Annotated in this window: 18 protein-coding genes; 10 read left to right on the forward strand and 8 right to left on the reverse strand. The window is 69.7% G+C overall.

Going from position 1 to position 19,135, the window contains the following annotated elements:
• Window positions 1-39 precede the first annotated feature (39 nt).
• On the forward strand, window positions 40-1,122 hold the full coding sequence (locus ACFYTS_RS09355) for a substrate-binding domain-containing protein (protein WP_387302451.1): 1,083 nt from the start codon (window positions 40-42) through the stop codon (window positions 1,120-1,122).
• Window positions 1,123-1,328: 206 nt separating this feature from the next.
• Window positions 1,329-2,039 carry a MarR family transcriptional regulator gene (locus tag ACFYTS_RS09360; RefSeq protein ID WP_387302453.1) on the forward strand — a complete coding sequence of 237 codons (711 nt, stop codon included), beginning with the start codon at window positions 1,329-1,331 and terminating at the stop codon, window positions 2,037-2,039.
• Here ACFYTS_RS09360 and ACFYTS_RS09365 read toward each other — a convergent pair.
• A complete protein-coding gene (locus ACFYTS_RS09365; protein WP_357280887.1) occupies window positions 2,033-2,374 on the reverse strand; it encodes a hypothetical protein in 342 nt (113 codons plus the stop codon). The two genes, ACFYTS_RS09360 and ACFYTS_RS09365, sit on opposite strands and share 7 nt — an antisense overlap.
• Before the next feature lie 12 nt (window positions 2,375-2,386).
• Between ACFYTS_RS09365 and ACFYTS_RS09370 the strand changes: the two genes are divergently transcribed.
• Window positions 2,387-3,340, forward strand: coding sequence for an undecaprenyl-diphosphate phosphatase (locus ACFYTS_RS09370; protein ID WP_387302874.1), 954 nt, complete (start codon window positions 2,387-2,389; stop codon window positions 3,338-3,340).
• 72 nt (window positions 3,341-3,412) lie between these two features.
• Here the strand turns inward: ACFYTS_RS09370 and ACFYTS_RS09375 are convergent, their stop codons facing one another.
• The gene (locus tag ACFYTS_RS09375; RefSeq protein WP_387302455.1) at window positions 3,413-5,044 is read right to left on the reverse strand and encodes a cutinase family protein; all 1,632 of its coding nucleotides are present in this window, start codon (window positions 5,042-5,044) and stop codon (window positions 3,413-3,415) included.
• Window positions 5,045-5,189: 145 nt separating this feature from the next.
• Entirely contained in the window at window positions 5,190-6,593 is a 1,404-nt protein-coding gene (locus ACFYTS_RS09380; protein WP_387302457.1) for a lipase family protein, read from the reverse strand.
• Between the two features lie 240 nt (window positions 6,594-6,833).
• On the opposite strand from ACFYTS_RS09380, the gene ACFYTS_RS09385 reads away from it, so the two are divergent.
• The 5 genes from ACFYTS_RS09385 (at window position 6,834) to ACFYTS_RS09405 (ending at window position 10,813) form a co-directional block, all read left to right on the forward strand.
• The gene (locus ACFYTS_RS09385) at window positions 6,834-7,382 is read left to right on the forward strand and encodes a DUF4822 domain-containing protein (RefSeq protein ID WP_387302459.1); all 549 of its coding nucleotides are present in this window, start codon (window positions 6,834-6,836) and stop codon (window positions 7,380-7,382) included.
• 150 nt (window positions 7,383-7,532) lie between these two features.
• Window positions 7,533-8,021: a carboxymuconolactone decarboxylase family protein gene (locus ACFYTS_RS09390; protein ID WP_387302461.1), complete on the forward strand. Its 489-nt coding sequence runs from the start codon at window positions 7,533-7,535 to the stop codon at window positions 8,019-8,021.
• An 84-nt stretch (window positions 8,022-8,105) separates the two neighbouring features.
• Window positions 8,106-9,677: an HD domain-containing phosphohydrolase gene (locus ACFYTS_RS09395; protein ID WP_387302463.1), complete on the forward strand. Its 1,572-nt coding sequence runs from the start codon at window positions 8,106-8,108 to the stop codon at window positions 9,675-9,677.
• A 44-nt stretch (window positions 9,678-9,721) separates the two neighbouring features.
• A complete protein-coding gene (locus tag ACFYTS_RS09400) occupies window positions 9,722-10,087 on the forward strand; it encodes a DsrE family protein (protein ID WP_357280864.1) in 366 nt (121 codons plus the stop codon).
• Between the two features lie 21 nt (window positions 10,088-10,108).
• A complete protein-coding gene (locus tag ACFYTS_RS09405) occupies window positions 10,109-10,813 on the forward strand; it encodes a hypothetical protein (RefSeq protein ID WP_387302465.1) in 705 nt (234 codons plus the stop codon).
• 4 nt (window positions 10,814-10,817) lie between these two features.
• On the opposite strand, the gene ACFYTS_RS09410 is transcribed toward ACFYTS_RS09405, so the two are convergent.
• Genes ACFYTS_RS09410 through ACFYTS_RS09420 form a run of 3 tightly spaced genes read right to left on the reverse strand, consistent with a single transcriptional unit; the run spans window position 10,818 to window position 11,866 of the window.
• Entirely contained in the window at window positions 10,818-11,249 is a 432-nt protein-coding gene (locus tag ACFYTS_RS09410; RefSeq protein ID WP_357280603.1) for a hypothetical protein, read from the reverse strand.
• 57 nt (window positions 11,250-11,306) lie between these two features.
• Window positions 11,307-11,438, reverse strand: coding sequence for a hypothetical protein (locus ACFYTS_RS09415; RefSeq protein ID WP_357280600.1), 132 nt, complete (start codon window positions 11,436-11,438; stop codon window positions 11,307-11,309).
• The gene (locus ACFYTS_RS09420; RefSeq protein ID WP_387302467.1) at window positions 11,438-11,866 is read right to left on the reverse strand and encodes a hypothetical protein; all 429 of its coding nucleotides are present in this window, start codon (window positions 11,864-11,866) and stop codon (window positions 11,438-11,440) included. Before ACFYTS_RS09420 ends, ACFYTS_RS09415 begins: the two co-directional genes overlap by 1 nt.
• A gap of 130 nt (window positions 11,867-11,996) precedes the next feature.
• Here ACFYTS_RS09420 and ACFYTS_RS09425 point away from each other — a divergent pair, with 130 nt between their 5' ends.
• Both ACFYTS_RS09425 and ACFYTS_RS09430 read left to right on the forward strand, forming a co-directional pair.
• The gene (locus ACFYTS_RS09425) at window positions 11,997-14,711 is read left to right on the forward strand and encodes an ATP-binding protein (RefSeq protein WP_387302469.1); all 2,715 of its coding nucleotides are present in this window, start codon (window positions 11,997-11,999) and stop codon (window positions 14,709-14,711) included.
• A gap of 87 nt (window positions 14,712-14,798) precedes the next feature.
• Window positions 14,799-15,836 carry an alpha/beta fold hydrolase gene (locus tag ACFYTS_RS09430; RefSeq protein ID WP_387302471.1) on the forward strand — a complete coding sequence of 346 codons (1,038 nt, stop codon included), beginning with the start codon at window positions 14,799-14,801 and terminating at the stop codon, window positions 15,834-15,836.
• A 63-nt stretch (window positions 15,837-15,899) separates the two neighbouring features.
• Here ACFYTS_RS09430 and ACFYTS_RS09435 read toward each other — a convergent pair whose 3' ends face one another.
• Both ACFYTS_RS09435 and ACFYTS_RS09440 read right to left on the reverse strand, forming a co-directional pair.
• On the reverse strand, window positions 15,900-17,495 hold the full coding sequence (locus tag ACFYTS_RS09435; RefSeq protein WP_387302473.1) for an ABC-F family ATP-binding cassette domain-containing protein: 1,596 nt from the start codon (window positions 17,493-17,495) through the stop codon (window positions 15,900-15,902).
• Between the two features lie 192 nt (window positions 17,496-17,687).
• Complete coding sequence (locus ACFYTS_RS09440; RefSeq protein ID WP_387302475.1) at window positions 17,688-19,130, reverse strand: aldehyde dehydrogenase; 1,443 nt, start codon at window positions 19,128-19,130, stop codon at window positions 17,688-17,690.
• Between the last annotated feature and the right edge of the window lie 5 nt (window positions 19,131-19,135).

Raw genomic sequence — 19,135 nt, forward strand, 5'->3', positions numbered from 1 at the left:
CGGGCGGGTCCGTGGGTATTCGGACGGCGGTGATGATCGATGACGCCACGTGCGGCCCGGTCGCGCCGGGCGACGGTGGACCTGGCCCTGGTCGTCCCGATGAGCGGTTCGGCCGGCATCTTCGGGCCTTCCTGCGAGGCGTGTGCCGCGCTGGCCGTCGAGGACATCAATGCGATGGGCGGGATCCTGGGCCGCCGGGTTCGGCTGCATCCGGTGGACGCGGGCGCGCCGCTGCCGGTGCTGGCCGCGCAGATCGACCGGATGGTGAGCCGCGGCATGATCGACGGCGTGGTCGGCTGGCATCTGTCGAACGCGCGCAAGGCCATCACCCCGTACACCGCGGGCCGGGTGCCCTACATCTACACCACCTTCTACGAGGGTGGCGAGGACTCCGACGGCGTCTACATGGTGGGGGAGACCCCGGATCAGCAGTTGTTCCCCGCGCTGCGCTGGTTCCGCGCCGAGCTGGGGGTACGCCGCTGGTGCATCGTCGGTAACGACTATGTCTGGCCGCGTGAAACGGCAAGGGTCACTTGGGAATTCGCTGACGCGAGCGATATCGACGTGGTCGGTGAGGTTTTCGTGCCGTTGGGCAGCCGGGATTTCACCGCGGCGCTGGATCTCATCCGCAGTTCGCCCGCGGAGGGCGTGCTGCTCTTCATGGTCGGCGCGGATTGCGCGGCCTTCAATCAGGCTTTCGCGGCGGCCGGGCTGGACGAGAGCCGCCTGCGGCTGAGCATGATGATCGGCGAGGACGTGCTCTACGCGGGCGGTCCGGACAGCGCGCGCGGATTGTTCACCGCCGGCGGCTATTTCGAGAGCCTGGTGTCGCGGGAGGCGATGGCCTTCGGCAGCCGCTACACCTCCCGCTTCGGCCAGCTGGCGCCGGCGCTGAACAATATCGGCGAATCCTGTTACGAGGGCCTGCTGTTGTTCGCCTCGCTGGCGGAGGCGGCGCACAGCCTGGACGTGCGGCTCATCGAGCGTGGCGCGGCGCGGGTGAGCTACGGTGGCCCGCGCGGTGAGGTGCGGGTGCGCGGGGCGCACACCACCCAGCCGGTGTTCCTGGCGGGCGCGGACATCATGGATTTCACGGTGCTCGCCGACCTGACCGGATTGTGAAGCGCGGGCTGTTCGACTGATGGCGAACGCTACGTTGCGTTCCCAACCGGGGTGAAGACCGAATGCCGTCACGAATCGAATAATGCAAGTGTGCCAAGGGTTTTCGATTGTCACGATGATCATTTGCGGCGCCCGCCGGGCGGTTTTCGTGTTGCAATAGGGTGGTGCCGCGCCGCCTCGGCGGCATCTGATGAAGGAGCCGCTCCGTGCCCGGAGGAAGACTCAGCCCCGATGATCGCCGCCTCATCGCCGCCGGTCTGGCCCGGGGCCTCGGCTACGCCGAGATCGCCCGTCGCCTGTCCCGGCCGACCTCCACCGTGAGCCGCGAGGTGACCCGCAACGGCGGTCCGGGCCGCTACCGCGCGGAGCTGGCGCAGGCCGCCACCGCGGTGCGTTCGCGCCGCCGCACGCCGCGGCCCAAACCCGTCGAGAAGCCTTCCGGCGTCGATGAATACGGCCGCGATCCGGTGCTGCTGACCGAGGTCAGCGACCGCTTCGCGCTGCTGTTCGCGCAGTTCGGGATGCCGCGCACGGCCGCCGCGGTGCTGGCCCGGCTGTACGCCGCGGACTCGGGCAGTCTTACCGCGGCCGAGCTGGCGGCCCAGTTGCGGGTGAGCCCGGCGACGGTGTCCGCGGCGGTGGGGCGGCTCGAGGAGCGGGCGCTGATCCGCCGCGACCGGGACCCGGGCACCCGCCGCGACCGCTACGTGATCGACGAGTCCGCTTGGTACCGAACCATTCTCGCCGGGGCGCGGGTCAACGAGCGGCTGGCGGCCCAGGCCCGGCACGGCGCGGACGCGCTCGGTGTGGCCACGCCCGCCGGGCTGCGGCTGCTGGGCATGGGGGACTATCTCGAGCGGGTGGGCCTGGACATGGTCCGTTCCGCCGAACGCTGGCGGCCGCGGCTCGATCAATGAGCGACGGCGATGCCGGGAAATCTGCGGTGAATGCGATCGACATACTTGCGCACCGTGGAAAGTTCGGCCGAGATCGTTTGCCGGGCTTCCGTGGTGGGCGCGGTTTGTAATCGCCGCGTCAGTTTGACTACATGCCTTTCCAATTCGTCCAGGAAGATGCGGGCTTGAGCTAACTCGGGATCCTCGCCGACATCGGGATTACCGAATCCCCTGTACTGCATATCGCCGAAGTATTCCACGCTGCCGGACGCCGCGCCGCGCAATTGGATTGCTTCCGGTAGCCTCGCCAGGCGAGCTGCCCCGGCGCCATCGGGGTGTTCGGGTCCCCGCACCACCGCCCGACAGGAATTCGTATGGCCATCAGTTACCTGGAGTCGATCGTCGTCGGCGCGCTGCAAGGGGTGAGCGAGCTGTTCCCGGTCTCCAGCCTGGGCCATAGCATCCTGCTGCCGGCCTGGGTGGGCGGGCAGTGGGCCGACGATCTGAGCATGTCCGCCAAGGATTCCCCGTACCTGGCGTTGCTGGTGGCCATGCACGTCGCCACCGCGCTGGCCCTGGTGATCTTCTTCCGGCGGGAGTGGGTGCGCATCCTGCGCGGCCTGTGGGAGGTGGCGCTGACCCGCGAGATCCGCACGCCCGAAGCACGATTGGGCGTGCTGCTGGTGGTGGCGACGATTCCGGTCGGCCTCGCCGGACTGCTGTTGGAGAAGATCGTCCGCAACTACCTCGGCACTCCCGTACCCACCTCGATCTTCCTGGCGATCAACGGTTTCGTACTGCTGTCCGCGGAGATCATGCGCAAGCGTGAGCCCGAGGCCGATTTCGTGTTCGCCGGCCCGACCGGCCGCCGGGACGTGTCCATGGAGGACACCATCGTGCTGCCGATGACCGACCCGGACCGGGCCTCGGACGTACGCCTGTCCCGCCTGACCATGCGCGACGCCACCCTGATCGGATCGGCCCAGATCGCCGCGCTCTTCCCGGGCATCAGCCGTTCCGGCAGCACCATCGTGGCGGGCCTGTTCAAGGGCATGCGCCACGAGGACGCCGCCCGCTTCGCGTTCCTGCTGGCCACCCCGGTCATCCTGGCGGCCGGTGTGCTGAAGACGCCGGAGCTGTTCAAGCCCGAGAATCACGCCATCCTCGGTCCCGCTGTCGCGGGCAGCGTGGTCGCGGGCGTGCTGTCCTATATCTCGGTCAAGTTCCTGACCGCGTACTTCGAGACCAAGACCCTGACCCCCTTCGCCGTCTACTGCCTGATCGCGGGGCTGGGCAGCTTGGTCTGGTTCACCATTCGCTGACCCGTCTCCCCGGGTGACGAAACCAGAACGCGCCCCGGCATCCGAGGGATGCCGGGGCGCGTTGCTGCGCTGTCAGTTCTTGGGCGTGGTGGTGGGCGCCGCGGTGGTGGTGGTGACGACGGGTGTCGTCGTCGGGACGGTGGTGGTCACCGGGGGAGTGGTGGTGACCGGTGCGGTGGTGGTGTCCGGCGCGACCGTCGTGGTGGCTGGCGGCGTCGTGGTGGTGACGGCCGGGGCCGGGGTGGTGGTGGTCGTCGTGGTTCCGGTCGCCGGAGTGGTGGTGGCGGCCTCGCCGGACTTCGGGGCGGCGGCCAGCACAGCCGGTGCCTTCGACGTGGTGGTCGGGGTCGGCGTGGTGGTCAGCGTCTTCGGGTCGAGCTGGTGGGCCTGGGCCTGCTTCGCCAGTTCGGTGAGCCAGGCGGCGGCGTACTCGGCGGAGCTGACGGGCTTGCCGTTGTCCGGGTTGGAGTCGTGCCAGTAGTCGAAGTGGTGGCCGGTGCCGTTCGGGCCCAGGGTCAGGTTGTACGGGTCGTTCATGATCACCGGGATGGTGTTCTGGTTGGTGGTGATCAGCCCGATGACCTCGTTGAACACCTTCTGCGGCAGGTACGCCAGCGGCGACATGTTCTCGGCGGCGATATTGTCCGCGGCGACCGGGGTCGCGTTCTGCTGGTTCGCCTGGTAGCCGGGCTGCGACACCTTGAGCAGCACGTCGAGGAAGGTCTCCTTGCTGGTCCACCAGCCCGGGTTGTGCGCGATGTCGGCGAAGGCGTCGCCGGCGATCTTGCCCAGCACGACGGCGACGTCGATGCCGGTGGTCGGGTTGAGGCCCTCGTTCTGCATCTGGTCGGCATTGATCTGGCGGCCGACATTGATGGCGAGTTGCAGCAGCGAGATGTTCTTCGGCGCCGCGCAGGTGAGGTCGCCGTCGGAGCAGAAGGACGCGATGCGGCCGTTCAGCGCGCCGAAGTCACCGGCCTGGTCGGGCAGCGCGCCCTGCCCGCCCGCGACCTGCTTGCCGGTCTGGTAGCTCTGGTTGAAGTTGTCCGGACGGCTCGGGTCCTTCGCGCCCGGGAACGGACCTTCCCCGGCGGTGCGGCCCGCGTCGGCGAGGATCACCACGCCCGCGACATTGCCGGGATCCACGATCCCGTACTTGCCGTCCGCGCCCGCGCTCTGGTGGCCGATCTGCATGGCCACCCGCCGCACCACGTCCGCGCCCTCGGAATAGCCGACGATCGCGTACTTGGTGTTCGGGCAGGCCGCGGAGATATCCCGCATGACCTGCTCGGTATTGGCGACACCGGTATTGACGGCGTCCTCGTAGCTGTTCAGGTTCGCGGGGTAGGAGATGTAGACGGCCGAATACGAATTGGAGTCGACCGAGCCGCCGGGGGCGTTGACCACCGGGTCCACCCAGTGGCTCTGGTAATCGTCGGACAGGGCGGCGGGCAGTTCGTTGCCGTTCGCGTCGACCAGCATCTTGGTGGTCCCGGACTGCGGCGAGTCGTTGCGCCCGGCCACCGAGATGGTCACCATGTCATGGCATTCGGTGACCGACGAAGTCAGCGCCGGATCGGCCTGCTTCGAATCCGGCCCCGTCAGCGCGTAGGTGGCCGCTATCGCGGCCGCCACACCCAGCACCGCGGGAGCGGCGACCGCCGACGCGATCTTATGTCGTTTCGCGAACCCGCGAATATCCATGCCCGAATCCCCATTTCACCCCGACAAGTGAACTGCCAGGCCCAGCGATTGAGCGGGCCGTCTACAAACGGAGACGTCGTAACCGGAGATCCGAGTGTTACTTATGCGAAGGAGTCGTTACCGCACCATGACCCGAACCCGCTGATCAGGTGCCGATCGGCTTGCCGAAGAATGAGGCGAAGGTCTCACCCAGCGTCTCGCCCAGGGACTGCAGCTCACCGGGGGTGCCGAGCATGGACGGCATGTCGGTGGTGGAGCAGCCCGGTTGCGCGCCAATGCCGTTCAAGCGATCGAACAGCCACAGCAGCGCGGCCGGTCCGCCGGAGACCTCGCCGATGACATGCTCGCTGGCCCAGTCCCGGGTGTAGGTGACCTGCGCTCCGGGCTGCGCGCAGTAGGTGTCGACCAGCTTGTCGGCCGCGGGTAACGGCAGGATCTCGTCCCAGCGCGAGTGCCACACGAACAGCGGCATGTCCGGCAGGCTCTTGCCCAGGCGGGTGTCCTCGAGCATGGCCTGAACAGCGGGTTCGCCGAGCGGGTCGGGGGAGTTGATCATGCCGGTGATATTGAGGAACGGCAGCAGCGCGGTCTGGTACTGCACGCAGAACGGTGCTTTCACCGTGCGCAGCAGCTGGCCGAGCGGGTTGAGCTTCTGGTCCAGCAGCGCGCTGAAGTCCGGGTACTCCCGCGAGAGCCCGAGGACCGCGCCCAGCACCAGGCCCGCGGTGGCCTGATTGTTGGCCATGAGCAGTGCCGCGCCCAGGTCCGCGCCGGTGCCGCCGGAGGCCGCGCCCACGATATTCAGTTCCGGCGCATAGGTTTTGCGCATCTCGGCGGCGTGCATGGTGGGCATCGACCCGCCCGAGTAGCCGTACAGCGCGGTCGGCGCGCCGGCGCCGACGCCGAGCGGCGCGAACGAGGTGGCGGCGCGAATGCCGTCGAGGGTGATGCGTCCGGCCAGCGGTCCGGCGGCGTACGCCGAATTCGGGCCCTCGTGATCGGGGATCACCACCGCGAACCCCTTCTGCAGCGCGGCCTGCGCGAAGAGGAATTCGGCGGGCGCGACGATCTGCCCGAGGAACGGCGCGGCCGAAAGGTGTTGCAGCGCATAGGAGGGACTGCAATATCCCTGCGTGGAGTCCTCGGCGATCTGCACCGAGAGCAGCTTGCGCGGCGCGGGCGCGGTGCCGCGCGGCTTGATCAGGGTGGCGACCGCTCCGATGGCCTCATCGCGACTGTTGTTGGAGCGGTAGGAGACCTGCCAGGCGTCCACGTTCAGCGGGATCAGCCCGAAGTTGCCGAGATTGACCTGCCGGGCCGCGATGATCTCGCCGGGCGCGGCGGCGGCGATCACGTCGGCGGGCGGGTTGTAGAAGCCGGGATCGAGTTCCGGCGGCAGTGGCAGCACCTGTGCCGGCGCGATCGGGGGCAGCGTCGGCGCGGCCGGATCGGCGTGCGCCGGTCCCACCGTGAATGCCGCCGCCACCAGCGTCGTGATGGACACCGTCCCGAAGCGTACGAGCCGCCCGGTCAGTCGCCTGGTCTTCATCGACCCACTTCCTAACCCTGAATCCCCAAGTTGTGAGACTGCCTAGTCTCAATATTGCGGGGATCACTTTGCCACAGCTGTGACCGGGCTCGCAATATGCGCGAGCGGCGGAATCGGGGATCGGGCGGATTCGGCCTATCGGCCCCGATGGCGTGACTCAACGGACCCGCCGCCATCCGTTCCGACCAGCGATTCCTCGAGCGGGGCTTGCCGGTGGGTAACTAGAGGACAGGTAAAGAGATGACGAGGAATATCGCGACTCTTGCCGTGGCCCTCGCGGCGGTCGGTGCGCTCGGAGCGTGCAGCAGCAACGACAATTCCAGCTCCGACACCACCTCCGCCCAGCCGACCACCTCCGCCCAGCCGACCACCTCCGCGGCCGCCTCCGCCACCGTGGCCGTACCGCCCGGTTCCCCGGCCGCCGTACTGGCCGCGACCGCCTGGGAGACCACCTCCGCGACCGACGCCCACGGCAACCAGGTGCCGCTGACCGACGACAATGTCAAGAACTACGTCGGCTTCGCCTACTTCAAGCCCGACGGCACCTTCACCATGTACAACCTGGACGACACCCCGAAGATGCACGGCGACTGGTCCGTCCCCGCCGACGGCAAGACCCGCACCATCGTCGCGAAAGACGATGCGGGACAGGAGAAGTTCCGCCGCGTCACCGACATCATCACCTTGAACGACAAGGAATTCACCTACCGCGTGTACCCGGACGCCAACGACAAGACGGTGTACTTCGACATCATCCACACCCCCACCACCCACCCGGAACCGAAGTAGCCGCGCGTCCCACCGCCCGCGTCATCCCCGGATGGCGCGGGCGCTTCTGTTTCGGCCGTGGCCCGCCTCACAGGCTCGACGCTGTCACGCGGACGCGTTCCCCGGCGTCTTGTGGTCGTCCAATTCATCACCGCACGTGAGGATCACATGATGGAACCCCGAATCGACCTGAACACCAACGCGGTCGGCGCCAAGCTCGGCAAGCGGTTCGCCGGTGTCGGCTTGGCGATCACCCAGTCGGGCCTGCCGAAATCGTTGATGGAGCTGGTGGAGTTGCGGGCCAGCCAGATCAACGGCTGCGGCTTCTGCGTCGACGGCCACACCAAGGAGCTGGCCGCCGCGGGCGAATCCGCGACCCGCATCAACCTGGTCGCCGTCTGGCGCGAATCGACCGTCTTCACCGAGCCCGAGCAGGCCGCCCTGGCCCTCACCGAGGAGGGCACCCGCCTCGCCGACACCGGCCACGGCGTCTCCGACGAGACGTGGGCGCTGGTCCGCAAACACTACGACGAGGATCAGGCCGCGGCGCTCGTCTACGTCATCGCCCTGATCAACGCGGCCAACCGGCTGGCGGTCATCACGAAGACCAAGGGCGGCTCCTACCAGGCGGGCACCTTCGAGGCGATCGCCGCCGACTGACGGGCACACCCCGATCCGGACCGTCGGTCCAGGTCGCGGGCCGATCCGAGATCGAACGGCTCGGCGCGCGCCTATGCTCGCAGCATGGCGCGTGACGCTCGGGACACGGGTGTTTCGCTGGCGGCACTGCTGGCAGCGTTCTCGTTCGCGATGGACCTCGGCCTGGGCCAGCCGATGGCGCACGTCCTACGGTCCTGGCGGCTCGCCACGCGACTGGGGGAGCGGGTCGGGCTGAGCGAGGGGGAGCGGTCCGACCTGTACTACACCGCGGTCCTGGCCTGGGCCGGATGTGTGGCCGACGCGCCCGAGGTTTCGGCGTGGTTCGGGGACGATATCGCGTTCCGGGCCGACAGCTACGGGACCGACCTGCGGGGGATGGGCGGGGCGCGGTTCTTCCTCTCGCACGCGGGGGCTTCGGGGCCGTTCGCGCAGCGGGTGCGGAAGACGGTGGCGATCGCGGCGAAGGGCGGGCGCGATATCGAGCGTGGGCTCATGTCGCACTGCCTCACCACATCGACCATGGCCGACCGGCTCGGGCTGGCCCCCGCGGTCGGGGATTCGCTGCGGCAGTTCTTCGCGCGGTGGGACGGCAAGGGGGTGCCGGTCGGGGTCGGCGGGGATCGAATCGGGTTGGGGATGCGGCTGTTCCATCTCGCCGACGTCGCCGAGGTGCTGCATCGGACCGCCGGAATCGAGGCCGCCGTCGAGGTCGCCCGGGCCAGGCGGGGCACCCAGTTCGATCCGGCCGTGGTGGACGAATTCTGCACCTCGGCGCGGGACCTGCTGGCCGACAACGACTCCGAGCCGGATTACGGGGAGCTCATCGCCGCCGATCCCGCGTTGCGGCGCAATCTCACCGGCGCCGAACTGGATACGGCCCTCGAGGTGATCGCCGACTTCACCGATCTGCGCTCGCCCTATCGGGCGGGCCACTCGCGTGGCGTGGCCGATCTCGCGGCCCGGGCCGGGGCCGCCGCCGGGCTTGCCGAACCCGACGTCACGGTGCTGCGCCGCGCGGCCCTGCTCCACGACATCGGGTTGCACGGTGTTCCCGCAACGATTCTCGACAAGCCCGGGCCCTTGAGCGTCACCGAGTTGGAGCGGCTGCGCATGAACTCGTACTACACCGAACGGGTCCTCGCCCGCCCCGCCGGACTGGCCCGTATCGGCGCCATCGCCGCCATGGCCTATGAGCGCCTCGACGGCTCTGGCGCGCATCGCGGCCTGACCGGTCCCTCGATTCCGGTCTCGGCGCGGCTGCTGGCCGCCGCCGACACCTATCGCGCGATGAGCGAACCGCGCGCGTACCGGGAGGCCTTGCCGCCCAAGCGGATTCTCGCCGAACTCCGCTCCGAGGTGCGCCGCGGGCGGCTCGACGCGGGCGCGGTCAACGCCGTCCTCGAGGCGGCGGGACAGCCCCGTCAGCGCCGCCGCACCGGTCCGGACGGCCTCACCCCGCGGGAACTCGAGGTCCTGGCCCTGATCGCCCGCGGCGCGTCCACCCGCCAGGTCGCCCGCACCCTGGGCATCGCCCCGAAAACGGCGGGCACCCACATCGAACGCATCTACACCAAGACCGGTTCGTCGACCCGCTCGACCGTCACCCTCTACGCCGTCCAGCACGGTCTGCTCGACACACTGACCACCGATTCGTAGGGAGAACGCCCGACGACACCCGGATTCGCCGCGCCTACCGTCGAATCATGTCGAAAGCCGTGATCAGCCTGACCACCGGGCTCGAAGACCCCGAGAAGGTCACCGTCGCGTTCCTGGTAGCCGTGGGCGCCGCCGAGACCGGGCGCGAGACCCTGATGTTCCTCACCAAGGAGGCGGTCCGGCTCGCGCTGGCCGACACCGCGATCGGCGTCGCGTGCGACGGCTGCCCGCCCCTCCAGGAGCTGTGCAAACGCTACGAGGCGGCCGGCGGCCGCTACTTCGTGTGCCCGATCTGCTTCAACGCGAAGCAACTCGAGGCCGACAACCTGGTCGGCAACGCCGAGCTGCAGGGCACCATTCCGATGTGGCAGTGGATCGGCGACGACCCGGCCACCACCTTCAGCTACTGACCCCCCACCGGAGGTGACCCCATGCTCGATCTGGCCTCCCGGCTCACCGGCCTCCCCGAACACCGCGGCCATGCGCCCTGGCCGGGCCACGAATACGTCAAGGGCTGGGGCGTTTTCGGCCTCCCCTTCGACAGCGGCCATGTGCTGGCGCTCCGCGTCTTCCCCGAAAACGATTTCGGCCCTTACAAAACCGTCTGGCATCGGGACCCCGAAGGCCGCTGGTCGATCTTCGTGGACGGCGAACGCCTGGATCACGCGTGCCCGCGCTACTACGGCCCCGCCTGCGACCACACCGGTCTCGCGTCGGTCAGCGCCGAATGGACGGGCCCGACGTCCCTGTACGTCACCGTCGACAACCCGGCCCTCGATTGGACGCTGACCGTGACGGAAACCCCGGCCCTGCGCGCCCTCAACGCCGTCGGCGGCCACCTGCCACTCGCCACCTGGCGCTCCCGCACCCTCATCCGCTCACGCGAAATGATGGCGACGGCACTGGGTCTGGGGCGTCTGGAGATGGCGGGAACCATGCCCAGCGGACACACCGGCCTCCTCATGCCCGAACGCATGTACCTGGTCACCGACTCGACCGCGGTCCTCGACGGTCACGACCTCGGTCGCCCCGCCCACCTGGACGCCAACCCCCGGATCGGCGACGTCACCCTGCCCGCCCGCGGTGTGGTGGCGATCGGCCAGGCGATGTGGCAGATCCGGGACGACGCGGACTGACGGGTCAGCGCGCGCTGGGCTTCACCCAGCGGCGCAGCGCGTCGATGGTGGTCTCCGGTGAAGTGTTGAAGCAGAACCGAATTCCGGGCACCTCATCGGTCAGCGTGTTGACCAGCCGCTCGAACAGCAGCGTGTGCTCGCCCGCCATCCGGACGCCGGCGCCGATCATGGCCGCCCGGAACGTCTGCCCCGCAATGCGTTCGCGCAGTGCCGCTTCCGCCGCATCGGGGTCGGCGGGCAGCTGACACGACACCAGATCGAACCCGGCCTCGCGCAAGGCGGCCTCGCCGGCCGCGATGCGCGCGGTCAGAATCTCCTCGGTCAACTGGGGGTAGTTGCTGTAATCCACTGCGCTGGGATGCAATCCGACCGACAGCACGGTCGAGCCGTTCGGGTTCTGCTGGTTCACGAGGTCCTCCGAGCCGGTTGTCGTCATGGACGGTACAAGCGCGCGATGCCGCCCGATCTTCCCGAACCGGCAACCGGATCCGGACTAGCCGAGGAGATCTCGCACCGACGGCCCGCGACCGTGCAGCACGGCGGTCTCGGACCAGAGCAGCATCGCGACCGGTCCGCAGACGAAAAGATCGGCGATCACGTGCTGGTGGGGCTGTGATGCGGACATCACACGGCCCGCAGCGGTGTCGCGAAGGACTTGCGGAGCGAGGACGGACCGATCAGGGGCAGCAGTGCGGCGAGGATCTTGCCCTTGAACGCCTGCGGGGTGCGGGTCAGCTCGACGTCCACCCGGCTGCCGGGCAGGTCGGGGGTGATGCGGAAGACCCAGCCGCCACCCGCGCCGAAGAGTTTGGAATCGAGGGTGGTGATGGTGACGGTGTCGCCGGACGGGTCCCAGTCGTAGCGGGCGCGCTCCCAGGCGGCGGCGGTGCCCTCGGTGACCTCGGCCCAATTGTCGCCGCGAGCGTGGACGACGAAGTGTTCGGCGTCGATGCTGGGCCAGGCGTCGGGGCGGGTCGGGCCGAAGTCGGTCAGCACGTGCATGACCTCGGCGGGGGACAGGGTGGACATCAGGTGGAATCGAACGGTAGCCATGGAAATACCTTCGCCGTCACGGCTGGGTCGCCGAATCTGTCAGATGACGCTGTCTTGACGTAATCGGCGGTGGGTAGGGTCGCGGCGGGACCCACATCGTCCGTGCGGGCCCGGAGGAGGATTCCGCACCATGCCGTTGTTCGGCCGCGACACCGAACTGAAAGACCTGTCCGCCCTGGTGGACGGACCCGGCGAGCGCAGCGGCATCCTGATCGAGGGCGAGCCCGGCATCGGGAAGTCGGCGCTGGTCGAGCAGACCGTCGCCGCCGCCTCCGCCGCCGGTCATCGCGTGCTGCGAACCGCGGGCGTGGAAGCCGAACGCAATCTCGTCTACGCCGGGCTGCAACGGCTCCTGTACCCGCTGCGCCGTGAGTTCGGCACCCTGCCCGCCCGGCAATTCGAGGCGCTGACAACCGCTCTGGGTATGTCGGAGAGCACCGACGAGCCGAGCATCCACCTGGTCGGGCTCGCCGCCCTGACCCTGCTCGCCGATTCGGCGGCCGAGCGCGCGGTGCTGGTCGTCGCCGAGGACGTGCACTGGCTCGACCTGGCCAGCGCCGAGGTGCTGGCCTTCGTCGCGCGCCGCATCGACTCCGAACCCGTTGCGCTGCTGGCGACCCGGCGCGACGGCGCGGTCTCGCCGTTGAGCGCCGCAGGGTTGACCGTCATGCGGCTCGGACCGCTTCCCGGCGATGACGCGAACGCGCTGCTCGACGCCGTCGCACCGGATCTGCCCGCGCAGGTCCGGCGTCGCGTGCTGGCCGAATCGCACGGCAACCCGCTCGCCCTGACCGAGCTACCCATGACCGCGATGGATCTCACCGAGAGCGCTTCGGCGCTGCCGTTGACCGAGCGTCTGGAACAGGCCTTCTCGGCCCGGGGCGCCGCCCTGCCCGGCCCGACCCGCTCGGTCCTGCTGGTCGCCGCCCTGAACGACGGCGACTCGGTCGCCGAAACCCTGACCGCCGCCGGGATTCTCCTGGATTCCGCCGCCACCGCCGAGGATCTCGCCCCGGCGGTCGCGGCCCGGCTGGTCGAGATCGGTTCCGGCACGGTCACTTTCCGTCATCCCCTGGTGCGGTCGGCCCTGGTGGCCGCGGCGACCGGCGCGGAACGCCGCCGCACCCACCTGGCGCTCGCCGACGTGCTCGCCGAGTCGCCGGAACGTCAGGTGTGGCATCGGGCGGCGGGCACGGCCGGCGCCGACGAGGACGTCGCCGCCGCGCTCGAAGCCGCCGCCGAACGGTCCCGGCACCGCGGTGGCGCGGTCGCCGCCATGGAACACGCCGCGGCCCTCACCGTCACCCCCGGCCGCCGCGCGGACCGCCTGCTGCGCGCCGCCGAACTGGCCGTCGACGCCGGCCGCCGCGACACCGTCGAACGGCTGGTGGACGCCGCGCGCCTGCTGCCCCTCACGGCCGGACAGCAGGCCACCGCGGCCTGGCTGCTCAGCGGTTTCGAGGACGGCATGCGCGAAAGCCACACGCGCATCGGCGAACTGGCCGTGCTGGCGGCCGACGTCGCCGCCGACGGCTACCCGGATCCCGCGCTGCGGATCCTGTGGGCGGCGGCGGCCCGCTGCTTCTGGTCCGAACCCGGGCCCGACACCCGGCGCGCGGTGCTCGCGGTCGCCGACACCTTCGCCATTCCCGACGGCGATCCGGCCAAGCTGGCGATCGACTCGATCGTGGCCCCGTTCGAGCGGGGCGACGAGGTCCTCGGCCACCTGCGCACCCTGGCGGCGACCTCCGGCCGCGACACCGAGGTCGACCACTATCTCAGCAGCGCCGCCTACCAGGTCGGCGCGTTCGATCTGGCGGCCCAGTTCGCGGCGGCGTCCGCACCCGGATTCCGTTCCGCCGGTCGGCTGGGGTTGCTGACCCGGGCGCTCGCGATCCAGGCGTGGAGCCTGGCCCGGCTCGGCGATATCGCCACCGCCGCGCCCATCGCGGCCGAGGCGGCGGCGTTCGCGCTGGAGACCGAGCAGCCGTTCATGCATGCGGTGATCGTGTCGGTACAGGCCGAAATCGCCGCGCTGCGGGGCGATTACGCGCAGGCCACCACCCTGGCGGCGGACGCCGAACGCACCGGACTGGCCGCGGGAGCCCGGCCTGTGCTCGCCACCGTGCAGCTCACCCGGGGGCTCACCGCGCTCGGGGAAGGCCGATTCGACGACGCCTTCACCGACCTGGCCCGCGTCCACGATCCGCGCGATCCCTCGCATTCACCGGCGCTGGCCGCGTACTTCCTCACCGAACTCGCCGAGGCCGCCGTCCGTGCCGGTCGAGCCGACGCCTTGACGGACCTGCTGCGTGGTCTCGAAGCGGCCGCCGCGTCCACGCCGTCACCGGCCCTGCACATCGGCCTGCGCTATGCCCGAGCGGTTCTCGCCGGCGACAAGGCGGCCGAGGCGTTCGCCGCCGCCCTGGCCGCGGATCTGACCGGCTGGCCGGCCGAACGCGGCCGCCTGCACCTGGCCTACGGCGAATGGCTGCGGCGGCAGCGCCGCGTGGTCGAGTCCCGCACCCACTTGCGCACGGCCCGTGAGATCTTCGATGCGCTCGGCTTCACCGCGTGGAGCGAACGGGCCCGCCTGGAACTGCGCAGCGCCGGTGAATCGAGCCCGAACCGCGACCCCGATGCCCGCGAGCGGCTCACCCCGCACGAGCTGAGCATCGCGCAACTCGCGGCACAGGGCCTGACCAACCGGGAGATCGGGCAGCGGCTCTACCTGTCGCACCGGACCGTCAGCACCCACCTGCACCGGATCTTCCCGAAGCTGGGGATCAGTTCGCGCGGGGATCTCGCGGCCCTGCTGCCCACCCTGGACGAAACGGCCGGATGATCGGCCGGTCGCCGACGCGACCGATCGACACCGATTACGTCATCCGACGCACGCGGCGGCCCGGGTCCGCTCCCTAGCGTCGAAGGCATGAACTTCGACCGACGACGCCTCCTCGGCGTCACGCTGGCGGCGGGCCTGGCCGCGGCCACCCTCACCGCCTGCGCCACCGACTCCACCGCCCCCGCGCCGGCTCCCGCGGCCGTGAACCTGCGGGCCGGATCGGGCGCGCACACCAGCCTGGGCCCGATCAAGAAGATCGACGCGGGCGTGCTGAACGTCGCCTACGCCGAATTCGGTCCCGCCACCGGGCAGCCCGTGATCCTGCTGCACGGCTGGCCCTACGACGCCTACAGCTTCGCCGATGTCGGCCCGCTGCTGGCCGACGCCGGGTACCGGGTCCTGGTGCCCTTCCTGCGCGGCTACGGCGAAACCACCTTCCGGTCCGCCCAGACCGTGCGCACCGGGCAGCAGTCGGCCATCGCGCGCGACATCGTCGACTTCATGGACGCCCTGCACATCGACAAGGCCGTGCTCGGCGGATTCGACTGGGGCGCACGCACGGTCGACGTCATCGCCGCGCTGTGGCCGCAACGCGTCAAGGCCATGGTCGCGGTGAGCGGCTACCTCATCACCCAGCAGGCCGCCCAGCAGCAGCCTTTGCCGCCCGAAGCGGAGCTCGGCTGGTGGTACCAGTACTACTTCGCCACCGAACGCGGCCGCCTCGGCTACGACCGCAATCGTCACGACTTCGACAAGCTCATCTGGCAACGCGCCTCTCCCGCCTGGACTTTCGACGACGCCACCTACGACCGCACCGCCACCGCCTTCGACAATCCCGATCACGTCGACATCGTCATCTCCAACTACCGGTGGCGGCTGAGCCTGGCCCCCCGCGAACCGCAGTACGACGGCTACGAACAGCAGCTCGCCGCCGGGCCGGTCATCTCGGTGCCCGCGATCACCGTCAGCAGCGATTTCGACGGTGCGGCCAAGGACGGCAAGGGGTATCGCGGCAAGTTCACCGGCAAGTACGAGCACCGCGTCCTCGACGGGATCGGCCACAACGTCCCGCAGGAAGCGCCCCAGCCGTTCGCGCGGGCGATCATCGACGCCGACCATCTCTGACGGTGGCGGAAGGTTGTGTGGATCCGGCTCCGAGCACCCGAAGGTGCCCGGAGCCGGAGGCATTCACAGAGAGCCGCGTTGCTGGATACGGCCGCCCGGTTCGAGTTCCACCACGGTGTCGACCCCGATCCCGCGCAGGAACGGATAGTCGTGGCTGACCACCAGGATCGCGCCGCGATAGTCGGCCAGCGCTTCGGTCAACTGCTCGACGCTGGTGATATCGAGATTGTTGGTCGGCTCATCCAGAATCAGCAGCTGCGCCGGCGGATCGGCGAACAACAGGCGGGCCAGCGACACCCGGAAGCGTTCACCGCCCGACAGCGTCGAGACGGGACGTTCGACACTGCCGCCACGTAACAGCAAGCGGGCCAGATGATTACGGATCACGGCCGGGGTTGCCGCAGGTGCCGCGGCGTTCACGTTGTCGAGCGCGCTGGCGTCCTCGTCGAGGTTGTCCAGACGCTGCGGCAGATACCCCACCCGATCGGTGAGCAGACCGCCCCGGTCCGGATCGCGGCCCGTGAGCAGGTTCTCGATCAACGTCGATTTACCGGAGCCATTGGGGCCGACCAGCGCTACGCGTTCCGGGCCCTGAATGATGACCCGCCGATCACCGTCACTCAGTTCCGCGATCCGGCGGCTGCGCGGCACATCCGGATCCGGCAGATCGAGGTGGATGTGCTCCTCGCGGCGGACCCGGGACGACGCGTCGTCCAGCAGCTGTTGCGCGGCTTGGAGTTTCGCGTCCAGCGTGGTGCGCAGGGCTCCCGCCGAGCTCTGGGCCCGGCTGGCCCGGTTGCCCGCGAGAATCCGTGGAATCCCTCCGTCCCGCTGTGTCGCGCGGGCGGTGCGCTCGCGGCGGGCGAGCTTGGTCTCGGCCTCGATCCGCTGCCGCTTCTCGACCTTCACGGCCTGTTCGGCGGTGCGGGCGGCCTGGACGGCCGCGGCCTGCTCCTGTTCGACGGACGCCTTCCAGGCGCTGTAGGGCCCGCCGAAGACCGCCAGTTCCGCGCCGCGCAGCTCCGCGGTGGCGTCCATCCGCTCCAGCAGTTCGAGATCGTGACTCACCACGATCAGGGTTCCGGGCCAGGAATCCACGAATCCGGCCAGCTTGGCCCGGGTTTCGCGATCGAGGTTGTTGGTCGGCTCGTCGAGCAGGGTGATGGGGGTGCGCTGGACCCGCAGGCCGGTGATCGCGACCAGGACGGCCTCGCCGCCCGAGATCTCGCCGACCCGTCTGTTCAGATCGGCTGCGCTGAAGCCGATGTCGTGGAGGGCCTCGTCGGCGCGGGCTTCGATGTCCCAGTCGTCGCCGATCGTGTCGAAATGCTCGTCGCTCGTCTCGCCGGACTCGATCGCGCGCAGAGCCGCGAGCTTGCCCGCGATACCGAGCAATTGGGCGATCGTCGCCTCACGGCCGAGGGTGAGGCCCTGGGGGAGATACCCGACCGCGCCGGTGGTTTCGACCCGCCCCGCCGTCGGGGTCAGGATTCCGGCGATCAGCCGCAACAGCGTTGATTTCCCCGCGCCGTTGCGGCCGACCACACCGGTGCGCCCGGTGCCGAGGGTGCCGCTGAGCCCGGACAGCGCGACGCTGCCGTCGGGCCATTCGAAGGACAGATTCCGCAGGGTGACGGCGGAAGGCATGGATGTGGACATGGGTTGTCGACTCTTTCCTGCTCGCGAACGAGCGGCCGGACGTGATTCGGGAACGTCTCGGAGCCGGGCGAAGGCCAGGGGCGCTCGGCCGATGGGGCCGAGCGACAGGTGTGTGAGAAAGCGCCGCCTTCGACCGGGCGGCTAGATTCTGTCGACTTCCTCGATGAGCACGGGACCACCCTAGCAGCGACGTCAGACGGTGATCGTCTGGAATTCGGTGTACTGGCCCAGGCCGACCGCGCCGTATTCGCGGCCGATCCCGCTGGCCTTGAAGCCGCCGAACGGGCCGTCGAAGCCGACCGGCGCGCCATTGACGGTGACGGTCCCGGTCCGGATTCTCCGCGCCACGGACAGCGCCGCGTCGACGTCCGCCGACCACACGCCTCCGGAGAGCCCGTAGTCGGAGTCATTGGCGATGCGGACGGCGTCGTCGAGGTCGTCGTAGGCGAGGACGACCAGCACCGGGCCGAAGATCTCCTCCCGGGCGATCCGCATGGACGGGGTCACATCGGCGAAAACCGTTGGCGTGACATAGAAGCCGTCGCACAGTCCCGGCGGCAGCTGCGGGCCGCCGCAGACCAGGCGCGCGCCCTCGGCGATGCCGATCTCGATGTAGTCGCGGACCCGCTGTTGCTGATCGCCGCGAACCATCGGGCCGATGAAGGTCTCCGGATCGCGTGGGTCACCGACCGGCAGGGATTCCACCAGCTCCGCCAGCGCCCCGACCACCTCCTCGTAGCGGGAGCGCGGCGCGATGATGCGGGTCTGGGCGATACAGGATTCGCCATTGTTCAGCAGCGAACCGAACTTCAAGCCGTTCACGACCGCGGTCAGATCGGCATCGGGCAGGATCACCGCCGCCGACTTGCCGCCCAGTTCCAGGCTGACCCGTTTGAGCTGCTCGCCCGCGATGGCCGCGATCCGGCGACCGGCCCCGGTCGAGCCGGTGAACGCGATCTTGTCCACCCCGGGATGGGAGATCAGGTACTCGCTCGTTTCCCGTTCCGCGGGCAGCACACTGATCACGCCGCCGGGCAGGCCGATGCGATCGACCAGCTCGGCCAGCAGGCCCATGCTGAGCGAGTTCTCCGGAGAAACCTTGAGCACCACGGAGTTTCCGGTCAGCAGGGCGGGCAGGATCTTCGACGTGGCGGACGAGAAGGGGGAGTTCCACGAGATCACCGCCGCCACCACCCCGACCGGCTCGCGCCGAACCACGCTGCGCACCGGGGAATCCGGGTCCGACGGGGTGAGGGTGCGCTCCCAGTCGAAACGCTCGGCGGCGGTCAGATAGGCATTGGCCTGCCGGGTCAGCGCGGCTTGACCCGCCCGGGTGAACCACGCCGCGGAGCCGTTCTCGGCGGTGATGAGCTCGGCGATCCGGTCGGCCTGCTCCTCGCGCAGTTCGTTGAACTTGCGCAGCACCGTGATTCGTTCGCCCGGCGGGGTGCCGCGCCATTCCCCGCTGTCGAAGGCGGTGCGCGCCGCCGCGACCGCGCGGTCCACGTCCGCGGGCTGCGCCTGTGCCGCCGCGCCGATGAGTGATCCGTCGTGCGGGGACAGGATCTCCAGCAGCGCCGGTTCGCCGGGTTCGGTCCAGGCGCCGCCGACATAGAGCCGGTCATAGGTGATCATCCGTG

The sequence above is a fragment of the Nocardia sp. NPDC004151 genome, from assembly GCF_042874235.1.
In the GTDB taxonomy this organism is placed as follows: Bacteria; Actinomycetota; Actinomycetes; order Mycobacteriales; family Mycobacteriaceae; genus Nocardia.

Coding starts and splice junctions, on each gene's coding strand:
- ACFYTS_RS09395 (WP_387302463.1), top strand. CDS start 8,106: ATGGCGCGTGACGCTCGGGACACGGGTGTTTCGCTGGCGGCACTGCTG.
- ACFYTS_RS09440 (WP_387302475.1), bottom strand. CDS start 19,130: ATGATCACCTATGACCGGCTCTATGTCGGCGGCGCCTGGACCGAACCC.
- ACFYTS_RS09430 (WP_387302471.1), top strand. CDS start 14,799: ATGAACTTCGACCGACGACGCCTCCTCGGCGTCACGCTGGCGGCGGGC.
- ACFYTS_RS09435 (WP_387302473.1), bottom strand. CDS start 17,495: ATGTCCACATCCATGCCTTCCGCCGTCACCCTGCGGAATCTGTCCTTC.
- ACFYTS_RS09375 (WP_387302455.1), bottom strand. CDS start 5,044: ATGGATATTCGCGGGTTCGCGAAACGACATAAGATCGCGTCGGCGGTC.
- ACFYTS_RS09420 (WP_387302467.1), bottom strand. CDS start 11,866: ATGGCTACCGTTCGATTCCACCTGATGTCCACCCTGTCCCCCGCCGAG.
- ACFYTS_RS09355 (WP_387302451.1), top strand. CDS start 40: ATGACGCCACGTGCGGCCCGGTCGCGCCGGGCGACGGTGGACCTGGCC.
- ACFYTS_RS09405 (WP_387302465.1), top strand. CDS start 10,109: ATGCTCGATCTGGCCTCCCGGCTCACCGGCCTCCCCGAACACCGCGGC.
- ACFYTS_RS09380 (WP_387302457.1), bottom strand. CDS start 6,593: ATGAAGACCAGGCGACTGACCGGGCGGCTCGTACGCTTCGGGACGGTG.
- ACFYTS_RS09410 (WP_357280603.1), bottom strand. CDS start 11,249: ATGACGACAACCGGCTCGGAGGACCTCGTGAACCAGCAGAACCCGAAC.
- ACFYTS_RS09385 (WP_387302459.1), top strand. CDS start 6,834: ATGACGAGGAATATCGCGACTCTTGCCGTGGCCCTCGCGGCGGTCGGT.
- ACFYTS_RS09390 (WP_387302461.1), top strand. CDS start 7,533: ATGGAACCCCGAATCGACCTGAACACCAACGCGGTCGGCGCCAAGCTC.
- ACFYTS_RS09425 (WP_387302469.1), top strand. CDS start 11,997: ATGCCGTTGTTCGGCCGCGACACCGAACTGAAAGACCTGTCCGCCCTG.
- ACFYTS_RS09415 (WP_357280600.1), bottom strand. CDS start 11,438: ATGTCCGCATCACAGCCCCACCAGCACGTGATCGCCGATCTTTTCGTC.